Below are 753 nucleotides of genomic sequence, written 5' to 3' on the forward strand. Positions count from 1 at the left end.
GTCCTCACGTGCTTCGACGTAGGCGACCCGGGAGTGGTCGTCGATGACGGTGTGCAGGTAGCAGGTCCCGACCAGCGCGTGGCCGTACTTGTTGCGCCCACCTGTGCGCGCAGCAGTCGACGAGCGGTTCTTGTCGCCTTGCTGGCGACCGAGGTAGCGCCACCCGCCACCGTCGGGGATCTTGCCGAGCTTCTTGACGTCGACGTGGATCAGGTCCCCGGGGTGGTCGTGCTCGTAGCGGCGGATCGGCTCCCCGGTGGCGCGGTCGAGGTGGGTGAGTCGGTTGATCCGGCAGCGGACCAGGACCGCGTGCACGGTCGAGGCAGGCATGCCGAGCCGGTCACCGATCTCGACTGGCCCCAGTCGTTGTTTCCACCGCAGGTGCACGATCTTGCGTACGACTGGTGCCGGTGTCCGGTTCGGCTGTCGGTGTGGCGCTGAGGACCGGTCGAGCATGCCGGCCGGGCCCTCGTCGCGGTACCGGTCGGCCCACTTCTTCGCGGTGCGCCAGGAGACGTCGTACCGCTCGGCAGCACGAGCGAGCGGCCAGCCCTGGTCGACGACCAGACGCGCAAGACGCAGCCGCGCCCGTGGGGTCAATGCAGCGTTGGCATGGGTAGCGTGGGACACGAAGGCCTCCTTGGTGGCGGAGCGGTTCCTAGACAGCTCCACTCCACACCCGGGAGGCCTTCGTCCACCTACACCTCAGACCGTGTCGTCACACGATCTCGACCAACGTGCCTGGGCATCACA

1 protein-coding gene is annotated in these 753 nt (G+C 68.0%); it reads right to left on the reverse strand.

Annotation, left to right across the window (positions count from 1 at the left end):
* Positions 1-630 (reverse strand): leucine zipper domain-containing protein (locus M8330_RS21655; protein WP_250829039.1); only part of this gene is annotated, 630 nt, incomplete at its 3' end.
* Between the last annotated feature and the right edge of the window lie 123 nt (positions 631-753).

This window comes from Nocardioides bruguierae (genome assembly GCF_023656415.1).
GTDB classification, from domain to species: domain Bacteria; phylum Actinomycetota; class Actinomycetes; order Propionibacteriales; family Nocardioidaceae; genus Nocardioides; species Nocardioides bruguierae.